We start from the raw sequence: 15,833 nt of genomic DNA on the forward strand, positions 1-15,833 counted from the left end.
GGCGTTGACTTTTGGCACGCTGTTGAGTTCTCAAGGAACGGACGCTTCCTTTGTACTCACCCTCGCGGGCTTTCCTCCGGGCGCTTCCCTTCGGTCTTGCGTTTCCGACTCTATCAGATCCTTGCGGGCCCGATTTTCGCCGGTGCGTTTCCGCCTTTCGGCTTCTTCGCGGTTCCGACTTTACCAGATCCTCTTCCGTGCTCTGCGTCTCGAAAGTCGCAGTCGCTCGAATTCGTATCCGATTTCCCTGTCGGGAGGGGTGCCTTTCGGCGTGCCATCACTTTAGCGGATTCCCCTGATCGCTCATAATCGGCGTCGGCATGGCCGGACCGATACAACCGGGATTCGTTTTTCGGCAATGCGAAAGAGAACCCGGTTGAGGGGGTCGTTCAAAAGTGATGGTGGTGCCGCCTGCGGCGTGCGCACATAGCGCTGCCCGTCTCAAGCGGCTCGGGCTACGTTACGACTCTGCCCGGGCAGAGTCAAGCAGCCCTGGTCCGGCGCTTCCGGGGGACGTGGGCCCGGTACGGGCTGACCGTCGGGTCGCCGTCGATCCAGAAGCGCCACGGGTGGGTCGCGCCCTCGCCGCCGACACCGGTGCGCGGTCCGCTGCGTACCAAGTCAGGGGCGGCCGGCATGCCCTCGAGGACGGAGAGCGGCGCGCCGGGGCCCGCGCACACGTCCGTGCCGTTCAGCTGCCGGTCGATGGCGAGGCCGGTGGCCAGCCGGGCCGGGCCCTGGGCGAGTTCACTCGGGCGGCGGGACTTCGGGCGGCGCGCGGCGACCTGCTCCGTACCGCTGAGCACCTCGCCGGCGCGCAGCAGGACACCACTGGCATAGCCGTTGGGGCCGCAGACGAGGTTGAGGCTGAACCACATGCCGTAGATGAAATAGACGTACGCGTGTCCGGGCGGGCCGAACATCGACGCGTTCCGCTCCGTGCGGCCCCGGTAGGCGTGCGAGCCGGGGTCGTTCTCACCGTCGTACGCCTCGACCTCCGTAAGGCGCAGTTCGATGGGGCCCTCCGGTGTGCTGCGCACGAGGGTGCGGCCGAGCAGGTCGGGGGCGACTTCGAGGACGGGGCGGTCGAAGAATGTCCGCGGGAGCGGCATACGGGTGGGTTCGGAGATCATGCGTTCCCAGGGTAGTGGACCTCGCTCGCTCTCTTCGGGGGTGGCGGAGTGGCCCGGAGGTACCCCGTCTTGGCAGGGTGTGGGCGTGCGGCGGCCGGCCGCCGGGGGAACCGCCGTACGCCGTTTCGCGTTCGTAGGGGGCGGACCCGGACCGGGCAGGTGTGCCGCGGCCGGACATCACCGAAGTACAGGCGCGTGCCTGGGGAGGACGATCAATGGGGTTCAAGAAGCTGCTGGCGAGTCTGGGTGCCGGAGGCGCGTCGGTGGAGACGGTGCTCTTCGAGGAGAACGTCGTCCCCGGTGGCGTCGTGCACGGTGAGGTGCGCATCCAGGGCGGCTCGGTGCCGCAGCAGATCGAGGGGCTGTCGGTCGGGCTGCAGGCCGTGGTCGAGGTCGAGACCAGCGAGGGGGAGCGCAAGGAGAACATCGAGTTCACCAAGCAGCAGCTGGGCGGCGCCTTCGAGGTGCAGGCCGGTGCGGCGCACACCGTGCCGTTCGGGCTGGAGATCCCGTGGGAGACGCCGGTGACGACGTTCCTCGGGCAGCACCTGCAGGGGATGAGCGTCGGTGTCACGACCGAGCTGGCGATCGCCCGTGCGGTCGACTCCGGTGACCTCGACCCGGTGAACGTGCACCCGCTGCCGGCGCAGCAGGCGATCCTCGACGCCTTCGGGCAGCTCGGGTTCCGCTTCAAGAACGCGGACCTGGAGCGCGGGCACATCCGGGGCTCGCGGCAGAAGCTGCCCTTCTACCAGGAGATCGAGTTCTTCGCGCCGCAGCAGTACCGGGGGCTGAACCAGGTCGAGCTGTCCTTCGTGGCGGACGACCGGGCGATGGACGTCGTACTGGAGATGGACAAGAAGCCGGGGCTGTTCTCCGAGGGCAGCGACACCTTCCGCGCCTTCGAGGTGGGGCTGCACGACTTCCAGAACACGGACTGGGTGGCGTACCTGAACCAGTGGCTGGCCGAGGTGGGCGGCAAGCGCAACTGGTTCTGAGCCGCGGCGCACCGCGGATCGCGGCGCGGGGACATGAGTTCCGGCCGGGCCGGGCACCGGTTCTGCCACGAGCAGGTTCTAACCTGGCCGGACGGTCTCCGAATGCGATCAGGAGGTGTCGAAGTGTCCGAGCAGAAGCGCCGGCCGCTCCCGCACGATTTTCATCCGCAGGTGCCCTCGTTCACGGTGGTGAGCGACGATCTGCAGGAGGGCGGGACGCTGGCGGACGCCCAGGTGTTCAGCGCGGGGAACACCTCGCCCCACCTGCGGTGGGAGGGTGCTCCGGAGGGCACCAGGAGCTATGCCGTCACCTGTTTCGACCCGGACGCGCCGACCGGCAGCGGTTTCTGGCACTGGTCGGTGTTCGACATCCCGGCGTCGGTGACGGAGCTGCCGGCGAGTGCGGGCTCCGGTGACATGAAGGGCCTGCCCGAGGGCGCGGTGCACGTACGGAACGACTACGGGACGCGTGACTTCGGTGGCGCGGCGCCGCCTCCCGGGGACGGTCCGCACCGTTATGTCTTCACCGTGTACGCGGTGGACCAGGAGAAGCTCGGCCCGGACGCGGACGCTTCGCCCGCCGTGGTGGGCTTCAACCTGCGGTTCCACACGCTGGGCCGGGCCCAGCTGATCGGCGAGTACGAGATCCCCGCCGAGGGGTGACGCGGGCTCGCCCGTAATTCCGTTGCGCCCCGGCGCCCCGGATCGCACAGTGGTGCTTGGCCGACGGTTGCCACATGGCCGTCGGGCAGTCGGCACCGCAGTGGCGGGGGCGGCGGGGCGCAGGTGTGTCCCCTGCTGTCTGCCGGAGTCCGCCTCGTGTCGGACGCCCGCGCCGGCTGCCGTAACGCTCCGGGTCCCTGATCACGGGGGCGGGGCCCGGAGCGTTCCCCCCTTCCCCACCCCCTTTTCCGGCTTTCCGGTTCGCCATTCGTTCGCCCGTTGCTCACCTGTCATCTCCCTTGCGGCATACGGAAATTGCGTTGTCCGGGGGATCACTGGAACTGCACAGTGGAGCCACTTCGCCGAGCGGCGGACGGGATGCGGGAGGTGGTCGGGATGCGCGAGACGCTGGTCCTCAACGCGAGCTTCGAGCCGCTGTCGACGGTGTCGCTGCGGCGGGCGGTCGTGTTGGTCATGCAGGACAAGGCCGTGGTCGAGCAGGCGCACCCCGGGCTGCGCATCCGGGGCGCCGCGGTGGATCTGCCGGTACCGCTGGTGATCAGGCTGAGCAGATACGTACGGGTGCCGTTCCGAAGACAGGCGCCGTGGTCGCGGCGGGGCGTACTGGTGCGGGACCAGCACCGGTGCGCGTACTGCGGCCGGCGGGCGACGACCGTGGACCATGTGGTGCCGCGGGCGCACGGGGGCGGTGACACATGGCTGAATACGGTCGCCTCGTGTGCCGAGGACAATCACCGCAAGGCGGACCGGACGCCGGAGCAGGCGGGGATGGAGATGCTGCGGCGGCCGTTCGTGCCGACGCCTGCCGACACGATGCTGGCGGCGCTGGGGGTGTCCGTACGGGAGGAGCTGCCGGACTGGCTGGTGCAGTCGGCATAGGGCCGGCGCATGAGAGTGCGTGAAGGGGCGCGGGGAGACACCCGCGCCCCTTCGTCGTACGTGTGCGGCTCTCAGCGCAGCAGCAGCTGCACGATGGCGACGACGCCGACCGCGACGATGACGCCGCGCAGGACGGCGGGCGGCAGCCGGCGGCCGAGCCTGGCGCCGACGAGCCCGCCGAGCGCGGAGCCGACGGCGATCAGCAGCACCGCCGTCCAGTCGAAGTCGGCGACGAAGAGGAAGAAGACCGCGGCGATGCCGTTGACGACGAGCGCGAGCACGTTCTTGAGGGCGTTGACGCGCTGCAGGCCCTCGTCGAGCAGCAGGCCCATCAGGGAGATGTACAGGACGCCCTGGGCGGCGCCGAAGTAGCCGCCGTACGCGCTGGAGAGCAGCAGGCCGGTCAGGAGGGCGATGCCGCCGTCGCGGTGCGGGACGGTGCCGTTGCGGGCGCGGCGGGCCTTCACGGCGGCGGACAGCCGGGGCTGCAGGACGACGAGGACGAGGGCGATGGCGACGAGGGCGGGGACGATCGCGTCGAAGGCGTCGGAGGGCAGGGCGAGCAGCAGGACGGCGCCCGCCAGGCCGCCGGCGAGGGCGGTGGCGCCGAAGCGGAGGATGCGGCGGCGCTGGCCGCGCAGTTCGCGGCGGTAGCCGATGGCGCCGCTGATGGAGCCCGGTACGAGGCCGAGGCTGTTGGAGACGTTGGCGGTGACGGGCGGCAGGCCGATGCCGAGCAGGACGGGGAAGGTGATGAGCGTCCCGGAGCCGACGACGACGTTGATGGCGCCCGCGCCCAGACCTGCGGCGAAGACGGCGAGCGCTTCCCAGAAGGTCATGCGGAGCCCCTGGTGGTCATACGGAACCCCCGGCGCGTGATCGGTGCGTCATGAACCGATCATGCACCAGGGGTCCGGTGGGTGCTCCGCGGGGCCACGGTCCGGGACGGCCGTGGCGCGCTGTCAGTCGATCGACGGCTTCTCGAGGTGGGTGGTGGTGGGGGCGGACGGGGCGCCGCCACCGGGCGTGAAGTTGCCGAGCGCGCCGCCGAGGCCCTTGAGCGCGTCGCCGATCTCGCTGGGCACGATCCAGAGCTTGTTGGCGTCGCCCTCGGCGATCTTCGGGAGCATCTGGAGGTACTGGTACGAGAGCAGCTTCTGGTCCGGGTCGCCGGCGTGGATGGACTCGAAGACCGTACGGATCGCCTGGGCCTCGCCCTCGGCGCGCAGGGCCGCGGCCTTGGCCTCACCTTCGGCGCGGAGGATCGCGGACTGCTTCTCACCCTCGGCGCGCAGGATCTCGGACTGCCGGACACCTTCGGCCTGGAGGATGGCGGCGCGCTTGTCACGGTCGGCGCGCATCTGCTTCTCCATCGAGTCCTGGATGGAGGTCGGCGGCTCGATGGCCTTGAGCTCGACGCGGTTGACGCGGATGCCCCACTTGCCCGTGGCCTCGTCCAGGACGCCGCGCAGCGCCGCGTTGATCTCCTCGCGGGAGGTGAGGGTGCGCTCCAGGTCCATGCCGCCGATGATGTTCCGGAGCGTGGTGACCGTGAGCTGCTCGATCGCCTGGATGTAGCTGGCGACCTCGTACGTCGCGGCGCGGGCGTCCGTCACCTGGTAATAGATGACGGTGTCGATGTTGACGACGAGGTTGTCCTGCGTGATGACCGGCTGGGGCGGGAAGGGCACGACCTGTTCGCGCAGGTCGATGCGGTTGCGGATGGAGTCGATGAACGGCACGACGATGTTCAGGCCCGCGTTCAGCGTGCGGGTGTAGCGGCCGAAGCGCTCGACGATGGCGGCGCTGGCCTGCGGAATGACCTGGATCGTCTTGATGAGTGCGATGAACACCAGCACCACCAGGATGATCAGGACGATGATGATCGGTTCCACAGTGGCTCCTCGTGTCCTTCCATAGCTGTCGGCCGGTCCCGCCCGGCGAGTAGGTGATCGAGTCTTTCAGAGACTCACCCTCTTGTGCAGGCCGTTCTCCGGTCCTGCGAGGGTCAGTTGATCAAGGCCGTCACATGACGACGGCGGTTGCTCCCTCGATGTCCACGACGTCCACTTTCTGCCCCGGCTCGTACACCTGGCCCTCGTCCAGCGCACGCGCGGACCAGACCTCGCCGTTGAGCTTGATGCGGCCGCCGCCGGAGCCGTCGATCCGTTCGAGCACCGTGGCCTGCCTGCCCTTCAGGGCGTCAACACCGGAGGCCATGCCCGGCCTTCCGGTACGGGCGCGCTTGGCGATCGGGCGCACGACGGCGACGAGCGCGACCGAGACGGCGGCGAAGACGATGACCTGCGCGACGATGCCACCGCCCAGCGCGGCCACCACGGCACCGGCGACAGCGCCGACCGCGAACATCCCGAACTCGGGCATCGCGGTGACGACGAGAGGAATTCCCAGTCCTACGGCAGCGATCAGCCACCACACCCATGCATCCACGGGCTCATGGTAGATCGGCGAGCGGTGTCGCGGACAGGGTGCGATCGATCGCGACCGGATCGGGCCGGGGCTTTTCGGCCCCGGCCCCGGTCAGGGATCGTTCCGCGCCAACTGTCAGGTGAGCGGCAGACCTTGGGCGGTCCAGCGGTCGCCGTTGCGCTCGACGATGAGCGGCAGGCCGAAGCAGCGGGAGAGATTGCTGGAGGTCAGCTCCAGGTCGATGGGGCCGGCCGCGAGCACCTTGCCCTGACGGATCATCAGGACGTGGGTGAAACCGGGCGCGATCTCCTCGACGTGGTGGGTGACCATGATCATCGACGGGGCGAACGGGTCGCGGGCGAGTCTGCCGAGGCGGCGCACGAGGTCCTCGCGGCCGCCGAGGTCCAGGCCGGCGGCCGGCTCGTCCAGGAGGAGCAGCTCCGGGTCGGTCATCATCGCGCGGGCGATGAGGGTGCGCTTGCGCTCACCCTCGGAGAGGGTGCCGAAGTTGCGGTCCAGGTACGGGGTCATGCCCAGCCGGTCGAGGAAGGCGCGGGCGCGCTGCTCGTCGACCGGGTCGTAGTGCTCCTGCCAGGTGGCGGTCATGCCGTACGCGGCGGTGAGCACGGTCTGCAGCACGGTCTGGCGGCGCGGCAGCTTGTCCGCGAGCGCGATGCCGGCCATGCCGATGCGCGGACGGAGGTCGAAGACGTCGACCTTGCCGAGGGTCTCGCCGAGGATCGTGCTGGTGCCCGTGGTCGGGAAGACATAGCTGGAGGCGACATTGAGGAGGGTGGTCTTGCCGGCGCCGTTCGGGCCCAGGATCACCCAGCGCTCTCCCTCCTTCACCGACCAGGAGACCTGGTCCACCAGAGCCCGGCCCTCGCGGACCACGGATACGTCCACCAGCTCCAGAACATCGCTCATGAGCGCGTTGTCTCCCATTGCATCTCGGTCGTCGGTGCGCCTGTGGGCGCAGCCCTCTGCAAACCTACGCCACCCATTGTCAGTGGCTGTCCTTAGGCTGGGTCCATGCTCGATGAACCTCGATCAGGACGGCTGGCCGCGTGGGGAAATGCCCTGTTGGCCGGGCTTGTCCCACCTGATGACGCAGCGGAGCGGATCTCGGAGGGTGACGCGGTGCACCGCGTCACAGGGCTGCCCGGCGAGGAGGGTCCGGTGGGGCTGACGCTCGCGCTGGGCCGGCTGCGGGCGCTGGGCGCGACCGGACTGCGGGTGGCACTGCCGGTGCCGGGGCACCCGCTGGGGCTGAGCGGCCCGCCGGAGTTCAATGCGCGCGCGATAGAGGCCGAGGAGGCGGTCACCGCCTGCGGGGTGGCGCTGGGCCTGGTGCCGGAGGTGCACGAGGCGGGGCCCGAGGGCGATGTGTACGTCGAGGTCGTATGGCAGTGCATGGCCGTACGGGACGCGCCGCCGGCGGACGTGCCCTCGCTCGGCGAGGCGGAGCGGGAGCTGGCGCAGGCGCTGCGGGAGGCGACGGAGCTGCTGGCGAAGCTGGATGTGGCCGGATCCGGCCCGGTCGCCGACGCGGCGCTGGCGGCGTACCGCGCGCGGGCCGAGGCCGGGCGGCAGCTGCTGGCGCCGGGGTATCCGCCGCGGGCGGTGCGGGTGCTGGAGCTGGCGCAGAAGGTGGGGGCCCTGATCGATATCGCTCAGGGGCCCGGCGGGGACGGCCGGGAGCACGGGGCCGCGGTCAGTGCGTCGCAGATCGCCGCGCGACGGGAGGCGTTGCGGCCGGTGGAGCGGACTGCGCGGCGGGCGCAGGTTGCGGCGTACAACGCGTATGTGGAGGAGCGCGAGCGCAAGGCGCCGTAGGGGGTTCTGTGCGTCGGCGGCCGCGGCGCCGTTGTGGCTGGGCGCGCAGTTCTCCGCGCCCTCAGCGCCGTGGGCTTCTCCGTACGCGGACGAGTATTCCACCGTTGTGGCCGGGCGCGCAGTTCCCCGCGCCCCTACGGGGCGCTTACCCCGTGCCGTACCGCCCACAGCGCGGCCTGGGTGCGGTCTGCCAGGTCCAGTTTCATGAGGATGTTCGAGACGTGGGTCTTGACCGTTTTCTCGGAGAGGACCAGGGCGCGGGCGATCTCGCGGTTGGAGCGGCCGTCGGCTATGAGGACCAGCACCTCGCGCTCGCGGTCGGTGAGGGAGCCGCCGCGGCCCTGGCCGCCGCCGGTGTCCTCCTGGCTGAGCAGCGCGTCGGCCACCTCGGGCTGGAGCAGGACGTGCCCGGCGTGCACGGACCGGATGGCGCCGGCCAGCGCGTCGGGGGCGATGTCCTTGTAGACGTAACCCGCGGCGCCCGCCCGCAGCGCCGGGATGACGGTCCGCTGCTCCGTGAAGCTCGTCACGATCAGCACCCGGGCGGGGCTGTGCTGCTTCCGCAGCAGCCGCAGCGCCTCGACGCCGTCCATGCCGGGCATCTTGATGTCCATCAGGACGACGTCGGGGTGCAGCCGCTCCGCCGCGGCGACGCCCTCCTCGCCGTCGGCGGCCTCCCCGACGACCTCGATGTCGTCCTGTACCTCCAGGAACGTGCGCAGCCCGCGCCGTACGACCTGGTGGTCGTCGACCAGCAGCACCTTGATGGGGCCGCCGAGCGGGCCCCTGTCTCCGTCAGCCACCGGGGACCTCCATCTCGACAGCGGTGCCCTTGCCGGGCTCCGACTCCACCGTGAGCCTGCCGCCGACGCCGCTCGCCCGGTCCCGCATCGACACGAGGCCGAGGTGGCGCCCGGCCCGGCGGACGATGCCGGGATCGAAGCCGCGGCCGTCGTCGGCGATCCGGAGCACCGCGCCCTGCCGGTGGCGCACGAGAGTGACGTCGACATGCTGCGCGTCGGCGTGGCGCAGCGCGTTGTGCAATGCCTCCTGCGCCACCCGCAGCAGCGCCTCCTCCTGCGCGGCGGGCAGCGCCCGCAGCCCGTGGGAGGCGAAGGTGACCTTGGCGCTGTGTGCGCGGTCGAGCACCTGGATCTGGGTGCGCAGCGTGGCTATCAGGCCGTCCTCGTCCAGGGCGGCGGGGCGCAGCTCCACCACGGCGGCCCGCAGCTCGTCGGCGGCCTCCGCGGCGAGCCGGGTGACCTGCTGGAGCTCGCCCTTGGCGCGGGCCGGGTCGCGGTCGACCAGCGCGGTGACGGCCTGCGCGGTCAGCCGCAGCGAGAAGAGCTTCTGGGAGACCGCGTCGTGCAGCTCGTGCGCCAGCCGGGCTCGCTCCCCCGCGATGGTCAGCTCGCGGCTGCGCTCGTACAGCCGGGCGTTGGTCAGCGCGATGGCGGCGTGCTGGGCGAGCATGCCGAGCAGCGCCTCGTCCTCCTCGGTGAAGCCGCAGCCGCCGGCCGGCTCCGGGTCCGGGGAGTGTCCCTCCGCAGAGCGCCGTTTGTTGGCGAGGAAGAGCGCGCCGAGGATCTCGTCGCCGTCGGCGACCGGCATGCCCAGGAAGTCGGACATATCGGGGTGAGCGCCGGGCCAGCCCTCGAAGCGGGGGTCCTGGCGGACGTCGCCGAGCCGCTGCGGGGTGGCCTCCTGGAGCATCGCGGCGAGGATGCCGTGCTGGCGGGGCAGCGGGCCGATGGCCTTCCACTGCTCCTCGCTCACCCCGTCCACGACGAACTGCGCGAAGCCGCCGTGGTCGTCCGGGACGCCGAGCGCGGCGTACTCCGCGTCCAGCAGCTCGCGGGCGGACGCGACGATCGTCTTGAGGACGTCGCGCACCTCCAGGTGCCGGCTCATGGCGAGGATGGCGCCGCTCACCGCGGAGAGCCCGGCTCCCCGCTCGGCCCCCGATCCCTTGGTCATGCGCTTACCGTACCGGCGGCCCGCACGGCGCGTATCCGCCTGCGGTGGGGCGCCGGCTGCGTCCTGGGGCCTAGGGCGGAGGGCCGGGCGGCGGGCGCGGCGCGGGCGGGCCTTTCCGCTCCCGGCGCGCGGGACCATCGGCCACTTTGGAGCGGGGACTTTGTGCCCCCTATATATAGGGGAAAGGAAAGGCCGCCGATCGAGACCCGAGAGGGCTCTCCGGACGCTCACTTTCCGTGCCGAGTCAATGACATAACGGCAGGTGGCACCCCTAAACATGTGAGCCCGCACATAGGGCGTACATCACTTACGAAGGGTGTTAGTGGGACGCGAATGCGGGCAGCCGCAGGAGTTGATCCGAGCCACCCCTTGGACTGAGTGCCGCCGGACGCAATTCGGTGGCCTTGGGTTCCACTATCCAGCTTCGTACGTCACATGATTGCGGGGTCAAATTTCGACCGCTAACAATGGCTGACGTCGCCCGGCGCCGTGGAAAAGGATCTCGGCGTTCTCGCGCCAATCCGGCCCACGCGACGTCCCCCATTGGAAGAGGTTCTTTCCGCATGCCCCTGCACGCCAAGACTGGCTACAGCCGCCTGAACCGGAATCACAAGCTCTCCGCCGCCGCCGTGGCCGCGGGCGGTGCCGCCGCCGTGGTCTTCGCCGTTGTCCCGGGTGCGGCCAACGCCGAGCCGACCCAGTCCACGACGGCCCAGAACGTGAAGCCCGTCGCCTACCACGTGGTCGACGACTCCTCCGCGTACAGCCTGGTCGACAACGCGGCCGCCAAGGCCCGGAACGCCGAGCTGACCGAGCACAGCACGCGCGCCGCCGAGCAGGCCAGCGCCTCCGCCTTCGCCGCGAAGAAGCAGGCCGAGGGCGACGCCAGGGCCGCCGCCCAGGCGAAGGCCAAGGCTGCCGCCGAGGCGGCCGCCCAGGCCAAGGAGGCCGCCAAGAACAAGGCTGCCCAGCAGCGCACGGCGCAGGCCGCGAGCCGGTCCGCCGAGCGCCAGCCGGTCACCTACCCCAACAACCTCGACGGCTGGATCCGCGAGTCCCTCTCGATCATGAAGAAGCACGGGATTCCCGGCTCCTACGAGGGCATCAAGCGCAACATCATCCGTGAGTCCGGCGGTAACCCGCGGGCGATCAACAACTGGGACGTGAACGCCCAGAACGGCATTCCGTCCAAGGGCCTGCTGCAGGTCATCCAGCCGACCTTCGACCAGTACCACGTCGAGGGCACGGCGAACGACCTGTACGACCCGGTCGCCAACATCGTCGCCGCCTGTAACTACGCGGCCGACAGGTACGGCTCCATGGACAACGTCGACTCGGCGTACTGAGCCACTGCGGCGCGCCGGAGCACCGGCGCCGGACGATGAATACCGCGAGGGGCGGCACCCGAATTCCGGGTGCCGCCCCTCGCGGTTCTTCATTTGCGCGTACGCAATATATGAGCCGCGTTACTTGCGCATGACCTCCGGCTCGTGACGGCGCAGCAGGCGCGCCACCGCGAAACCGAGAATCACGCCGAGCGCCAGCAGGAAAACCATGTCCATCACATAGACGCCGGTCTGGTGCTGCCACAGCGGGTCGGGGTCGGTCTTGTCCCACGGCAGGAGCGTGTTCAGGTCGGCGGTGGCGCCCAGCGCCGCGACCGCCCAGCGCGAGGGCATCAGCCAGGAGAACTGCGCGACGCCCGGAGTGTTGTACAGCTGGAAGAGCACGCCGGTGAAGACGACCTGCACGATGGCGAACATGACCAGCAGCGGCATGGTCTTCTCGGCGGTCTTGACCAGCGAGGAGATCAGCAGGCCGAACATCATCGAGGTGAAGCCGAGCGCGATGATCGCGAGCGTCATCTCGATGGCCGGCAGATCCTCCACGATCAGGCCCTCGGCGGGCATGTTGCGGGTCGAGAAGCCGATCACCGCGATGATCACGCCCTGTACGGCGGTGACCATGCCGAGGACGATCACCTTCGACATCAGATAGGCCGAGCGGGACAGGCCGGTGGCCCGTTCGCGCTCGTAGATGACGCGTTCCTTGATCAGTTCTCGTACGGAGTTGGCCGCGCCGGAGAAGCACATGCCGACCGTGAGGATCAGCATGATCGTCGTGGCGTCGCGGTTGGTGCGGGCCCGGTCGAGCGGACCGTAACCGAGGCCGAAGTCGCTGGGGATCAGCATGGAGACCACGCCGAGCACGGCGGGCAGGACCAGCATCAGGCCCAGGAAGCCGCGGTCGGAGGCGATCACGGAGACGTACCGCCGCATCAGGGTCCACAGCTGGGAGCCCCAGCTCTGGGACTTCTGCATGCGGGCCGGCGGCGCCTGGACGCTCACCGACTGCGGCGCGACGGCGTCGAGGTCGGCCGCGTACATCTGGTAGTGCGGGGAGCCGCGCCAGCGGCCCATCCAGTCGTAGTCCCGGTAGTTCTCGAACGCCGAGAAGACGTCCGCCCAGGTCTCGTACTGGAAGAAGTTCAGCGCCTCCTCGGGCGGGCCGAAGTAGGCGACACCGCCGCCCGGCGCCATGACCAGCAGCTTGTCGCAGAGCGCGAGCTCGGCGACGGAGTGCGTGACCACCAGGACCGTACGGCCGTCGTCGGCGAGGTCGCGCAGCAGCTTCATGACGTCGCGGTCCATGCCCGGGTCGAGGCCGGAGGTCGGCTCGTCCAGGAAGATCAGCGACGGCTTGGTCAGCAGCTCCAGGGCGACCGAGACGCGCTTGCGCTGGCCGCCGGAGAGCGCGGTGACCTTCTTCTCCTTGTGCACGTGCAGCTTGAGCTCGTGCAGCACCTCGTCGATACGGGCCTCGCGCTCGGCCTCCGCGGTGTCACCGGGGAAGCGGAGCTTGGCCGCGTACCGCAGCGCCTTCTGGACGGTCAGCTCCTTGTGCAGGATGTCGTCCTGCGGGACCAGACCGATGCGCTGCCGCAGCTCGGCGAACTGCTTGTACAGATTCCGGTTGTCGTAGAGGACGTCGCCCTCGTTCGCGGGGCGGTAACCGGTGAGCGCCTTGAGCAGCGTGGACTTGCCGGAGCCGGACGGGCCGATGACCGCGACCAGCGACTTCTCCGGTACGGCGAAGGAGACGTCCTTCAGGATCTGCTTGCCGCCCTCGACCGTGACGGTCAGGTGGCGCGCGGAGAAGGAGACCTCACCGGTGTCGACGAACTCTTCCAGCCGGTCGCCGACCAGCCGGAACGTGGAGTGACCGACGCCGACGGTGTCCTGCGGCCCGATGAGCGCGGAGCCGCCCTTGGGGACCGGCTGGCCGTTGACGTACGTACCGTTGTGGCTGCCCAGGTCGTGGATCTCGAAGCGGCCGTCGGGCGTGGCCCGGAACTCCGCGTGGTGCCGGGAGACCTGCAGGTCGGAGACGACCAGCTCGTTCTCCAGGGCACGGCCGATGCGCATGACGCGGCCGAGATCCAGCTGGTGGAAGGTGGTCGGGCTGCGGTCGCCCGCCGCCTGCGGAGCCGCGCCGCCCTGTGCCGGGGGCTGCTGCGGCCCGCCCTGCGGCGGGATACCGGCGCCGTACGAGGACGGACCCTGCGGCGGCGCGCCCTGCCATCCCTGCTGCGGCGCCGGCTGCTGCTGCGCGCCCGCCCAGCCGGGGGCGCCCTGCTGGGCGGGGGCCGCGGGCTGCGCGGCGTACGCGTCCGGCGCGGCGGCGGCCGCCGCCGTACCGCTGAGGGTCAGCCGGGGACCGTCGGTGGCGTTACCGAGGTGCACGGCCGAGCCGGGGCCGATCTCCATCTGATGGATCCGCTGCCCCTGCACATACGTGCCGTTGGTACTGCCCTGGTCCTCGATGACCCAACTGCGCCCTCCCCAGCGCACCGTCGCGTGCCGCCAGGACACCCGCGCGTCGTCCAGCACCACATCACCCTGGGGATCGCGCCCCAGGCTGTACACCCGGGACGGATCGAGCGCCCAGGTCATTCCGTTGATTTCGAGTACGAGTTCAGGCACTCCATGCCCCACTAGTTGTCCCCCGAGTGACCCCCTGCACGGGAAGTCTAGGGATGGTGAACATCGTGAGGAACTATTCCAGGCAGCGGGCCACGACTGAAAGTCGGGCCGTGGCAAGGGCACGAAGCGGACAGTGTTGTCGTCGGTTGACGCCGGCGAAAGGCCCCCGGAGAGTGGGAGAAACCCACGGATCCGTACGGATGCCACGCGATGCGGGCAACACGGATGTCTCAGCATCGACCGGCGGCACGATCGGGGGCCGCGATGAGCGCGACCGCAACTCCGCACACAGGACCGGGTGGTGTGCTGCTCTCCGCCGTCATCGCGGTCTGCTGCGCGTTCCTCGCGATGACCGGCGTCGCAGCCCTCGGACTGCATCTGCTGGGCGCCGATGCGTACGGCTCGCTGGGCCCGATGACGGCTGCCGTCATGGTGCTGGCGGTGGGGGGATCGGTGACCCCGCGGGGTGCTGTCCCGGCCTTCGGCGAGTCCGGCGTGACGGCCGAAACCGCCATTGACATCGTGCCGTTGGGCGTGGGACTGACCGGTGCACTGGTGCTGGGGACGGTGTTTTTGCGGTCGGTGCGCGCGGTGCCCGGCGGGGTCACGCCGGGCGGGCTGGCGGCGCGCGCCGCGACGGTGGCCGCGTTGTTCACCGCGCTGGTCGGCGGCCTCACCTGGGCCGGACACGACTCCGTAACGATCCCGGGGCGAGCGTTGATACCGGGCCCGGGCGACGGGGGCGACGGGGGCGACGGGCCGCTCGACCGGCTGCCGGACCTGCCGGGGCTCGGCGAGCTGCCGGACCTCGGCGACTTACCGGACCTGGGGCGGGAGCTGCCCGGCATGCGACTGCCGGACGGGCTCGCGGACCTCGCGGACGCCCGGCTCCGCGTCGACTTCGAGGTGGTGGCCTGGCCCTCGCTGGTGGCCGGCGCGGTGTGGGTACTGGCCGTCCTGCTGATCGCGCTGGCGGCCTCGCGGCGCACCCCGCTCCCCCGCGCGCTGGCCGGCGCGGGCCGCGCCGTCCGCCCCGCCGCCTCCGCGCTCACCCAGGTGCTGTGCTTCGCGGTACTTCTGGGCCTGGCGGCCGGGGTGTACGGAGTGACCAGCGGCGGCCAGTCGCGGCGGGCGCTGGGGGCCGCGCTGCTGGGCGCGCCCAACGGGGCGTGGCTCGCGCTGCCGCTGGGCCTGTCCGTGCCCTGGCACGGCTCGGCGAGCGGGGCGCCGCTGCCGGTCCTGCCGGCGCCGCTGCGGGAGCTGCTGGGCGGCGGGGGTGAGCGGCCGCTCACCCTGCAGCGGCTGGCCGAGCAGAGCGGGTGGGCGTGGCTCGCGGTGCTGGTGGCGGTCGCGCTGATGCTGCTGGCCGGGGTTCTCACGGCCGCCCGCACGGCGCGCGGGGGATCCGGTGTGCCGGCGTACGCGGGCGGCTGTGCGCTGCGCCTGGGGGCGCTGACCGCGGTAGCCGTACCGCTGCTGGTGTGGCTGACGGAGGTCACGGCGGACGTCCGGCTGTCCTTCATGGGGATCGGCGTCCACGGGGCGGGCCTCGACCTGCGCGGGAACCCCGGCGCGGGGCTGCTGCTGGGTGCGCTGTGGGGCGCGGCGGCCGGGCTGGCGGGGGCGCTGCTGGCGGCCTGGGCGGGACTCGCGGGCCGGAGCGCGGCCGATCCGCCGGTGCCGGTCCACGGCCCGCCGGTGCACGGCCCGGCGGCGTACGGGCCGGGATACGGGTCGGGGTACGGGGACCCGGAGCGCCCGGGGCCGTACAGGCCGTCGCGCCCGTACCGGCGGCCGAACCCGGACACCAATCCGTACATGCGGCCGCTGCCGCCCCATGGGGAGCCGCCCCGTGCGGAGCCGCCGCGCGAGACACCGCCCCGGAAGCCGCCGCCCCACGGCAGTGACACCGC

14 protein-coding genes are annotated in these 15,833 nt (G+C 71.0%); 6 read left to right on the forward strand and 8 right to left on the reverse strand.

Going from position 1 to position 15,833, the window contains the following annotated elements:
- Positions 1-482: 482 nt before the first annotated feature.
- A complete protein-coding gene (locus CCS38_RS08495) occupies positions 483-1,133 on the reverse strand; it encodes a DNA-3-methyladenine glycosylase (RefSeq protein WP_223732577.1) in 651 nt (216 codons plus the stop codon).
- Positions 1,134-1,348: 215 nt separating this feature from the next.
- Between CCS38_RS08495 and CCS38_RS08500 the strand changes: the two genes are divergently transcribed.
- The 3 genes from CCS38_RS08500 (at position 1,349) to CCS38_RS08510 (ending at position 3,694) form a co-directional block, all read left to right on the forward strand.
- On the forward strand, positions 1,349-2,131 hold the full coding sequence (locus tag CCS38_RS08500) for a sporulation protein (protein WP_223732578.1): 783 nt from the start codon (positions 1,349-1,351) through the stop codon (positions 2,129-2,131).
- Positions 2,132-2,254: 123 nt separating this feature from the next.
- A complete protein-coding gene (locus tag CCS38_RS08505) occupies positions 2,255-2,794 on the forward strand; it encodes a YbhB/YbcL family Raf kinase inhibitor-like protein (protein WP_223732579.1) in 540 nt (179 codons plus the stop codon).
- Positions 2,795-3,190: 396 nt separating this feature from the next.
- A complete protein-coding gene (locus CCS38_RS08510) occupies positions 3,191-3,694 on the forward strand; it encodes an HNH endonuclease (RefSeq protein ID WP_223732580.1) in 504 nt (167 codons plus the stop codon).
- A gap of 71 nt (positions 3,695-3,765) precedes the next feature.
- On the opposite strand, the gene CCS38_RS08515 is transcribed toward CCS38_RS08510, so the two are convergent.
- From CCS38_RS08515 to CCS38_RS08530, 4 genes are all read right to left on the reverse strand, one after another.
- The gene (locus CCS38_RS08515) at positions 3,766-4,533 is read right to left on the reverse strand and encodes a sulfite exporter TauE/SafE family protein (protein ID WP_223732581.1); all 768 of its coding nucleotides are present in this window, start codon (positions 4,531-4,533) and stop codon (positions 3,766-3,768) included.
- Between the two features lie 123 nt (positions 4,534-4,656).
- Positions 4,657-5,589 (reverse strand): SPFH domain-containing protein, encoded by a 933-nt coding sequence (locus tag CCS38_RS08520; RefSeq protein WP_223732582.1) that lies wholly within the window; start codon positions 5,587-5,589, stop codon positions 4,657-4,659.
- 130 nt (positions 5,590-5,719) lie between these two features.
- Positions 5,720-6,133 (reverse strand): NfeD family protein, encoded by a 414-nt coding sequence (locus CCS38_RS08525; RefSeq protein WP_223732588.1) that lies wholly within the window; start codon positions 6,131-6,133, stop codon positions 5,720-5,722.
- A gap of 126 nt (positions 6,134-6,259) precedes the next feature.
- The gene (locus tag CCS38_RS08530; RefSeq protein ID WP_223732583.1) at positions 6,260-7,069 is read right to left on the reverse strand and encodes an ABC transporter ATP-binding protein; all 810 of its coding nucleotides are present in this window, start codon (positions 7,067-7,069) and stop codon (positions 6,260-6,262) included.
- Positions 7,070-7,156: 87 nt separating this feature from the next.
- Here CCS38_RS08530 and CCS38_RS08535 point away from each other — a divergent pair, with 87 nt between their 5' ends.
- Positions 7,157-7,960: an Rv1486c family protein gene (locus tag CCS38_RS08535; RefSeq protein WP_223732584.1), complete on the forward strand. Its 804-nt coding sequence runs from the start codon at positions 7,157-7,159 to the stop codon at positions 7,958-7,960.
- A gap of 134 nt (positions 7,961-8,094) precedes the next feature.
- Here the strand turns inward: CCS38_RS08535 and CCS38_RS08540 are convergent, their stop codons facing one another.
- Together CCS38_RS08540 and CCS38_RS08545 are read right to left on the reverse strand one after the other, a co-directional pair.
- Positions 8,095-8,763 carry a response regulator gene (locus CCS38_RS08540; protein WP_308050744.1) on the reverse strand — a complete coding sequence of 223 codons (669 nt, stop codon included), beginning with the start codon at positions 8,761-8,763 and terminating at the stop codon, positions 8,095-8,097.
- Complete coding sequence (locus tag CCS38_RS08545) at positions 8,756-9,937, reverse strand: GAF domain-containing sensor histidine kinase (protein WP_223732585.1); 1,182 nt, start codon at positions 9,935-9,937, stop codon at positions 8,756-8,758. The genes CCS38_RS08540 and CCS38_RS08545 overlap by 8 nt, the downstream gene beginning before the upstream one ends.
- A 563-nt stretch (positions 9,938-10,500) precedes the next feature.
- On the opposite strand from CCS38_RS08545, the gene CCS38_RS08550 reads away from it, so the two are divergent.
- Positions 10,501-11,283, forward strand: a complete 783-nt coding sequence (locus CCS38_RS08550) for a transglycosylase SLT domain-containing protein (protein WP_223732586.1) — start codon at positions 10,501-10,503, stop codon at positions 11,281-11,283.
- Positions 11,284-11,403: 120 nt separating this feature from the next.
- Here the strand turns inward: CCS38_RS08550 and CCS38_RS08555 are convergent, their stop codons facing one another.
- Positions 11,404-13,920: an ABC transporter ATP-binding protein/permease gene (locus CCS38_RS08555; RefSeq protein WP_443742949.1), complete on the reverse strand. Its 2,517-nt coding sequence runs from the start codon at positions 13,918-13,920 to the stop codon at positions 11,404-11,406.
- 264 nt (positions 13,921-14,184) lie between these two features.
- Between CCS38_RS08555 and CCS38_RS08560 the strand changes: the two genes are divergently transcribed.
- Positions 14,185-15,833, forward strand: a 1,649-nt coding sequence (locus CCS38_RS08560; RefSeq protein WP_223732587.1) for a streptophobe family protein, incomplete at its 3' end; no start/stop codon positions are given.

Origin of the sequence: Streptomyces purpurogeneiscleroticus, assembly GCF_020024005.1 — a bacterium.
In the GTDB taxonomy this organism is placed as follows: Bacteria; Actinomycetota; Actinomycetes; order Streptomycetales; family Streptomycetaceae; genus Streptomyces; species Streptomyces purpurogeneiscleroticus.

What these genes read in the sequence shown, in the direction of transcription:
- CCS38_RS08495 (WP_223732577.1), bottom strand. Translation starts at nt 1,133, where the DNA reads ATGATCTCCGAACCCACCCGTATGCCGCTCCCGCGGACATTCTTCGAC.
- CCS38_RS08500 (WP_223732578.1), top strand. Translation starts at nt 1,349, where the DNA reads ATGGGGTTCAAGAAGCTGCTGGCGAGTCTGGGTGCCGGAGGCGCGTCG.
- CCS38_RS08510 (WP_223732580.1), top strand. Translation starts at nt 3,191, where the DNA reads ATGCGCGAGACGCTGGTCCTCAACGCGAGCTTCGAGCCGCTGTCGACG.
- CCS38_RS08515 (WP_223732581.1), bottom strand. Translation starts at nt 4,533, where the DNA reads ATGACCTTCTGGGAAGCGCTCGCCGTCTTCGCCGCAGGTCTGGGCGCG.
- CCS38_RS08530 (WP_223732583.1), bottom strand. Translation starts at nt 7,069, where the DNA reads ATGGGAGACAACGCGCTCATGAGCGATGTTCTGGAGCTGGTGGACGTA.
- CCS38_RS08535 (WP_223732584.1), top strand. Translation starts at nt 7,157, where the DNA reads ATGCTCGATGAACCTCGATCAGGACGGCTGGCCGCGTGGGGAAATGCC.
- CCS38_RS08545 (WP_223732585.1), bottom strand. Translation starts at nt 9,937, where the DNA reads ATGACCAAGGGATCGGGGGCCGAGCGGGGAGCCGGGCTCTCCGCGGTG.
- CCS38_RS08550 (WP_223732586.1), top strand. Translation starts at nt 10,501, where the DNA reads ATGCCCCTGCACGCCAAGACTGGCTACAGCCGCCTGAACCGGAATCAC.